Origin of the sequence: Acaryochloris sp. IP29b_bin.148 (assembly GCF_028285565.1) — a bacterium.
Lineage (GTDB): Bacteria > Cyanobacteriota > Cyanobacteriia > Thermosynechococcales > Thermosynechococcaceae > Acaryochloris.
This window is the reverse complement of record NZ_JANQOY010000068.1, coordinates 1-6,533: the sequence shown is the minus strand read 5'-3', so window position 1 is coordinate 6,533 and position 6,533 is coordinate 1. Positions and strand designations below refer to the sequence as shown.

General features: G+C 49.7%; 6 protein-coding genes. 3 read left to right on the top strand and 3 right to left on the bottom strand.

Going from position 1 to position 6,533, the window contains the following annotated elements; all coding sequences use genetic code 11:
- Positions 1-213: 213 nt before the first annotated feature.
- Positions 214-1,998 (bottom strand): aspartate kinase, encoded by a 1,785-nt coding sequence (locus tag Q0986_RS06475; RefSeq protein ID WP_299406309.1) that lies wholly within the window; start codon positions 1,996-1,998, stop codon positions 214-216.
- A gap of 150 nt (positions 1,999-2,148) precedes the next feature.
- Between Q0986_RS06475 and purT the strand changes: the two genes are divergently transcribed.
- Positions 2,149-3,375: a formate-dependent phosphoribosylglycinamide formyltransferase gene (purT, locus tag Q0986_RS06470; RefSeq protein ID WP_299406305.1), complete on the top strand. Its 1,227-nt coding sequence runs from the start codon at positions 2,149-2,151 to the stop codon at positions 3,373-3,375.
- A gap of 206 nt (positions 3,376-3,581) precedes the next feature.
- Here the strand turns inward: purT and Q0986_RS06465 are convergent, their stop codons facing one another.
- Positions 3,582-3,782: a hypothetical protein gene (locus Q0986_RS06465; RefSeq protein ID WP_299406300.1), complete on the bottom strand. Its 201-nt coding sequence runs from the start codon at positions 3,780-3,782 to the stop codon at positions 3,582-3,584.
- Positions 3,783-3,988: 206 nt separating this feature from the next.
- Positions 3,989-4,615, bottom strand: coding sequence for a TetR/AcrR family transcriptional regulator (locus tag Q0986_RS06460; protein ID WP_299406295.1), 627 nt, complete (start codon positions 4,613-4,615; stop codon positions 3,989-3,991).
- A 331-nt stretch (positions 4,616-4,946) separates the two neighbouring features.
- On the opposite strand from Q0986_RS06460, the gene Q0986_RS06455 reads away from it, so the two are divergent.
- Positions 4,947-5,669: a pyridoxine 5'-phosphate synthase gene (locus Q0986_RS06455; RefSeq protein WP_299406291.1), complete on the top strand. Its 723-nt coding sequence runs from the start codon at positions 4,947-4,949 to the stop codon at positions 5,667-5,669.
- A 268-nt stretch (positions 5,670-5,937) separates the two neighbouring features.
- On the top strand, positions 5,938-6,533 hold a 596-nt coding region (locus Q0986_RS06450), incomplete at its 3' end, for a WD40 repeat domain-containing protein (protein ID WP_299406286.1).

Below are 6,533 nucleotides of genomic sequence, written 5' to 3'. Positions count from 1 at the left end.
TGCCTATTCGTATCACCCGATGAAGCCTGCTCTGGATCTGACGCCTGAGGAGCTAAAGGCCCTCCCTGCCGCGATTGTTTAGCGTCGAACTCACGTTATTAAAGGTTTCCAGAACCTTGGCATCAAAAATACCAGCGATAAGACCCTGGGAAACGGGCTTGTTACATTCCTGAGTGGTTTAAAAATGACTGTTTATGCTGGGATGATAACACCTCAAGCTGATGCAGATTGACCCAATTGAAAGGCTTTATGAATTGCCTGTAATGCGGTTGCCCCATCTGATTGGGCGACCACACAACTGACTCGAATTTCTGAGGTGGCAATCATTTGGATATTAATGTTCTGTTGTGCCAAGGCCGTAAACATATGCGCTGCAACCCCTGGTTGTCCCATCATGCTGATCCCCACAATGCTGATTTTTGCGATCGCAGAGTCGGAGGCCACATCTCCACATCCCAAGGTACGCGACAGATCCTGCAACAGCTCTTTAGCCACTTCTAAATCCATCGCTGCTACGGTAAAGGCAATATCTCGCGTAAGCTGCCCGTCCACCTGACGCGAGCGTTGGGACTGAATAATCATATCCACACTAATATTTCGCTGGGCTAAGGTTTGGAAAATATGGGCTGCCATCCCCGGACGGTCTGGAACGTTACGGATTGCCAGCTGGGCTTGCTCCAGATCCAACGCCACCCCCCGCACGGGTGGGATGGAATGATCAGAGACCGAAATGCCGCTATCAACGGGGGAACTCGTCACTTCAAAGAGGTCGCAAAGGGCTTGTGTTGCTTGTTCACAATCGGCAGCGGCAATCGTGCAGCTCACATTCACCTCAGAGGTAGAAATCATTTGCAAGTTGATGCCCAAATCACTCAAGGTCTGAAACATTTGGGCGGCAATTTGGGGACGCCCAATAATGCCTGCCCCGACAATACTGACCTTGGCGACATTCCGTTCTACGATCACTTCTGAGTCACGACTAGAGGGTAAGGTTGAGCCAAAAGCAGTCACGACGGCTTCGGTGCGATCGCAACTATCTTGAGCCACCGTGAACGCAATGTCATTGGAATTACCGTCATGAATAGACTGGACAATCAGGTCCACATCCAGCCCTTGGTTCGCTAATTCCCCGAAGAGACCCGCTGCTACGCCTGGGCGATCGACAACATGTAGCAAAGCGACCTTAGCCTGATTTAGATCGAAATGCACTGCATCGACGGGGCGTCCCAATTCTAGATCCGTCAACGTCTTCGGCTGCGTCCCGGTGGAGATGATTTGGGTACCCGGTTCATCGGTCCAACTGGAGCGAACAGCCATCTGCACGCCATAATTGCGGGCAATCTCCACAGCCCGAGGATGAAGCACATTGGCCCCTAAACTCGCTAGCTCCAGCATCTCCTCACAGGTGATCTCCTCCATCAGTTGAGCATCCTTCACCAACCGAGGGTCTGTCGTTAGCACCCCAGCCACATCGGTATAGATCTCGCACTTTTCGGCATGGAGGGCTGCTGCCAACGCCACAGCAGAGGTATCTGACCCGCCTCGCCCCAACGTGGTTACTTCCAGATCAGAAGTGTTAGAAGTACCTTGAAACCCAGCGACCACAACCACTTTGCCCTCTTGCAGATGGCGCTCTAACCGCTCTGTGGCAATGTGGAGAATACGGGCGCGGGTATGTTCGGGCTCCGTCACAATTCCCACCTGCGCTCCAGTCAAGGAAATAGCGGGCTGCCCTAGTTCCTGAAGGGCCATACTCAGGAGAGAGATTGAGACCTGTTCCCCCGTCGATAACAGCATGTCCATCTCGCGCCGACAGGGATTGGAAGATACTTCTTGAGCAAGCTGGACCAGGGTATCGGTACTCTTACCCATGGCAGATACCACCACCACTACCGAGTTTCCTTGCCCAACGGTTTGCTTCACCCGCTGGGCCACTGCTTTAATCCGCTCCACTGAACCAACGGACGTGCCACCAAACTTCTGAACAATTAGGCCCATGATTGTTAAATCTATCTGTAAATTGCAGGAATAGATGCAGCAAAAACGCCATTCTATCCCCACGAACTGCTAATCAGCATTATGGTATGAAACCGTTATCGGTCATACTGCATCCATGTAAATTTATAGATTGATTCTTCCTCGATAACGATGATCAGCCGTCCTCCTAAGACTTCCCTCTCCACACCTTGGGGTGCTCCGTTTTCCTCGTCCGCCAAGCGTCTGTTGCTGTTGGGGTCAGGAGAACTAGGCCGGGAAGTGGCCCTAGAGGCCATGCGCTTAGGAATTGAAGTGATTGCAGCGGACTCCTATGACCATGCTCCCGCCATGCAGTTTGCCCACCGAAATGTTGTGATTAATATGCAGGATGGGGCGGCCCTGCGTCAGGTTATAGAGACCGTTAAACCCGATTTGATCGTGCCGGAGATTGAAGCGATCGCCACCGCAACCCTACTCGAACTAGAAGCAGAAGGATGGAACGTCATTCCCACCGCTAAGGCCACCAACCTGACCATGGATCGGGAGGGTATTCGGCGTCTAGCTGCCAGTGACCTGGGCTTAAAAACCTCTCCTTTCCAGTTTGCCTCCACTCAAGCGGAATATGAGCAGGCGGTTCAACAGGTTGGTCTGCCTTGTGTCGTCAAACCCGTGATGAGTTCCTCAGGCAAAGGCCAAAGCTTGGTTAAAACAAACAGCGACATTGCCCAAGCCTGGACCTATGCCCTAGAAGCAGGTCGTGGCAATGCCCCTCGGGTCATTGTTGAAGGCTTTGTCGAATTTGAAACTGAAATCACCTTGCTGACCGTGCGGTCTCAATCGGGTACCCACTTCTGTCCCCCCATCGGTCATATCCAGCAAAGCGGGGACTATCGAGAATCCTGGCAACCCTGTGCCCTCCATCCAGATACATTACAGGCCTGCCAAGATATGGCTCGCCACATTACCGATGCCCTAGGGGGCTGGGGTCTGTTTGGGGTTGAATTGTTTATTGCTGGCTCTGCCGATCAGCCTCAGACCGTTTACTTCAGTGAAGTTAGCCCTCGGCCCCACGATACGGGTATGGTCACCATGGTCAGCCAAAATATGTCGGAGTTCGAGCTGCATGTCCGTGCGATTCTAGGGCTTCCCATAGGTGACATCCAGCTGATTCGTCCTGGCGCTTCTGCTGTGATCTTGGCTTCAGAGGCCTCTAAAGAACCACAAGTTGAAGGTGTTGCTGCCGCTCTCGCCGTTCCCACTAGTCGCGTTCGCCTGTTTGGCAAACCCACCGCCCATAAAAATCGACGAATGGGAGTGGCGCTCGCCTTAGGCAACACTACAGAAGAAGCTCGGCAACGGGCCAAGGAGTGTGCCCAACAAGTTAGGATTGTCAGTTAATCTGTTTTATCCATAAAAATTAAGTGAAATCTTTGAAAGCCAATACGTTAAGCATTGGGTCTCTAATACTGACTGTTTTAAGCAATATTTTTGTAGTCAGTATTAGAGCAGTGCATGATCCAGGCTAAAGGTATCTTCTTGAAGACATCTTTTACGATCGCAGCAGTAATTGCACACTGTTGAGTTGGACTAGACCATGCAATGGATTAATTTTGGATGGAAGTGTTATGACGACTCAGTTCTCTGCCAATATCCTGTAGTTCCTCTGCCCCAATTTCACAGATCTCAGCTATCTGAGCTGGAATTAAACCTGCATCTACAGAAATAGCTAAATTCGAACACAAGTCTCTTAATTGAACCAAACGATTAATTGCTTCTCCTAAGTGTGTAGGGCTATTTTTGGGCATTGCTGTTTATTCTCCTAAGGGATGGATTATTCAAAAGGCGACACTCATTGAACTTGCACTCGTTGAATCTACAAGGCACTGCTCACTGGAAAAAAACAACGCTGATCAACTTGTTTGGGTTGGAACTGCATGTACGTTCGTTCACCAAACGGTCAAAAAATTTTTGGGTCATTATGTTCGCAAAGGTATGGCACTTCAATTCTTGGTTAGCTCAACTGGATCGGTTCACGGAAAAATATGCCCATACAGAGTTCCAGAACTTGGTCAACCTGTTCCTCAAGACTTATATTTCCAAAGGATTCTCGATCTATCACGGTTTTGTCTATTAATGCTATTACCATGCTGATCAGTGCGGTATCTGCAATGTGTCGCATGGGATATTGCTGACGCAGGTGTTGGAGTAGCGCTAGCATTTTGGTATAAGCCATTGAAAACTGGCCGGTTGTATAGTCAAATTGACCTCTAATCAGTCGATCTTGCTGAGCCCGAATAAATCGAAATTTGTACTCTTGGGAGTGGTTTAGCCCCCATTGAGTAAATCCCCTGATGACTGCAATCAGAATCTTAAGTGGCTCTGAGCCAGCATTGGCATAGTCTGTTAGGATTTGATGCTCTATTTTCTGAAGAATCTGCATAGAGAGTGCATCAGCTACCGCTTCTTTGCTATCAAAATGAGCATACAGACTTGCTTTAGATTTAAATCCTGCTGCCTTGCGTAGGTCTTCAACGGAGGTCTCTTTGTAGCCTTGATGAGTGAATAACTCAAGGGCTGAATCTAGAATGGCTTGCTTACCATCACGACGAGAAGATCGTTTGGATTGAGTTATCTCCAATTTGAGGATCCCTATTTTTGATGAACGTACGTTCGTTAACATTCTAGACAAGCCTACCAATAGTGGCTTCAGCTTGTTGCAAAAGTTTAAATATCTGCTTAGTTGACTCTAGAGAGGGTCCATTCCTCGCTGCTTGCAGCAAAGAAATTAGCTCACAATCCAAAACGTAGATTTGGGAGTAACACATCTTCCCTACTCTGCCCGCTTGCTGCGGAGTAGTTAATTGATCCTCCGCAGTCAGGCTAGCAATGACGACTGAAATCCACAGGATTTAAACGAAGACTACATAAGGGTCCTATAATTAATTTTCCCCTTAGCCAGGAGTGTTATCGTGCCTACCCTTGGTGTGAATATCGATCATGTGGCGACGATTCGCCAAGCCCGTCGAACAGTGGAGCCGGATCCAGTGGCGGCAGCCGTATTAGCCGAATTAGCAGGAGCGGATGGTATTACCGTTCATCTACGGGAAGATCGACGGCATATTCAGGATCGAGATGTCGAGGTATTGCGAAAAACTGTCCGCACCCATTTGAATTTAGAAATGGCGGCGACGGCAGAAATGGTTGAAATCGCACTCCAAATCCAACCAGATTATGTCACCCTAGTGCCGGAAAAGCGAGAGGAAGTGACCACAGAAGGGGGGCTAGATGTTATCGGTCAGCAAACTCATATGGCAGAGGTGGTCCAGACCTTACAAGCGGCTAATATTCCTGTCAGCCTATTTATCGATGCCGATGCTGCCCAAATTGAAGCGGCAGCTCAGGTGAAAGCCAAGTTTATTGAGCTGCATACAGGGACTTACGCGGAAGCCAAGGGGGAGGCCCAGCAGGCCCGAGAGCTGGACGTGTTGAAACAGGGATGCGAGCACGCCCTTGCATTGGGTCTGCGAGTCAATGCAGGTCATGGCTTGACCTATTGGAATACCTATCCCGTGGCCTGTCTACCGGGGATGGAAGAGCTGAATATTGGCCATACGATTATTAGTCGGTCGGTGCTGGTGGGCTTGGAACGAGCCGTTCGGGAAATGAAGGACGTGATTGCAGGGCGAGGCTAGGTTGACAGCGTCGTTACCTGCTGACAGAGTCAAGCACGCATAATTTAGGTCTAAATAGCAGATATCTTCACTGTTAGAGTTCTTCTCATTCTGTCTGGGAGAAGATTCAGCAGGGGACTATCAAGCATGACCCTTAAACAAAAAGCTAGAGCAAAGCTTCGGCAAGGTTCGCTTTTAAGATCGAATGTCCTTGTTGTCTTGCAATTATCAGCCTTGTTAATAAGATGGAGCAACCTGAGAAGAATTTGCCTATTCTTGGATGCCACCTGTGATAGATCAATCATTACCGCCTGATATTTTTACAACGTTAGAAAGCCCGGTTTACACAGCCGCGATTTCTCCAAACGGACTACAAGTCGTTGCAGGACTAAAGGACGGCTTCCTTCATCTTTTCGATTTGGTTGAGGGAGCACCAATTGGTCAACCTTTCTCTGGACATACTGGCCCTGTCTTGTCCGTAGCCTTCTCCCCCGATGGCCAGACTATCGTCAGTGGCAGTGCTGACAACGCCCTCCGCTTGTGGACCCTAGAGGGAACGCCTATCGGTCAACCCTTCTCTGGACATACTGACACTGTTAGGTCCGTAGCCTTCTCCCCCGACGGCCAGACTATCGTCAGTGGCAGTGCTGACAAAACCCTCCGCTTGTGGACTCTAGAGGGAACGCCTATCGGTCAACCCTTCTCTGGACATACTGACCCTGTCTGGTCCGTAGCCTTCTCCCCCGATGGCCAGACTATCGTCAGTAGCGGTTATGATAAAACCCTTCGCTTGTGGACTCTAGAGGGAACGCCTATCGGTCAACCCTTCTCTGGACATACTGACCCTGTCTGGTCCGTAGCCTTCTCCCCCGATGGCCAGACTAT

Excerpts from the sequence above, each read along its gene's own strand:
- Q0986_RS06465 (WP_299406300.1), bottom strand. The coding sequence starts at position 3,782 with ATGCCCAAAAATAGCCCTACACACTTAGGAGAAGCAATTAATCGTTTG.
- purT (WP_299406305.1), top strand. The coding sequence starts at position 2,149 with ATGATCAGCCGTCCTCCTAAGACTTCCCTCTCCACACCTTGGGGTGCT.
- Q0986_RS06475 (WP_299406309.1), bottom strand. The coding sequence starts at position 1,998 with ATGGGCCTAATTGTTCAGAAGTTTGGTGGCACGTCCGTTGGTTCAGTG.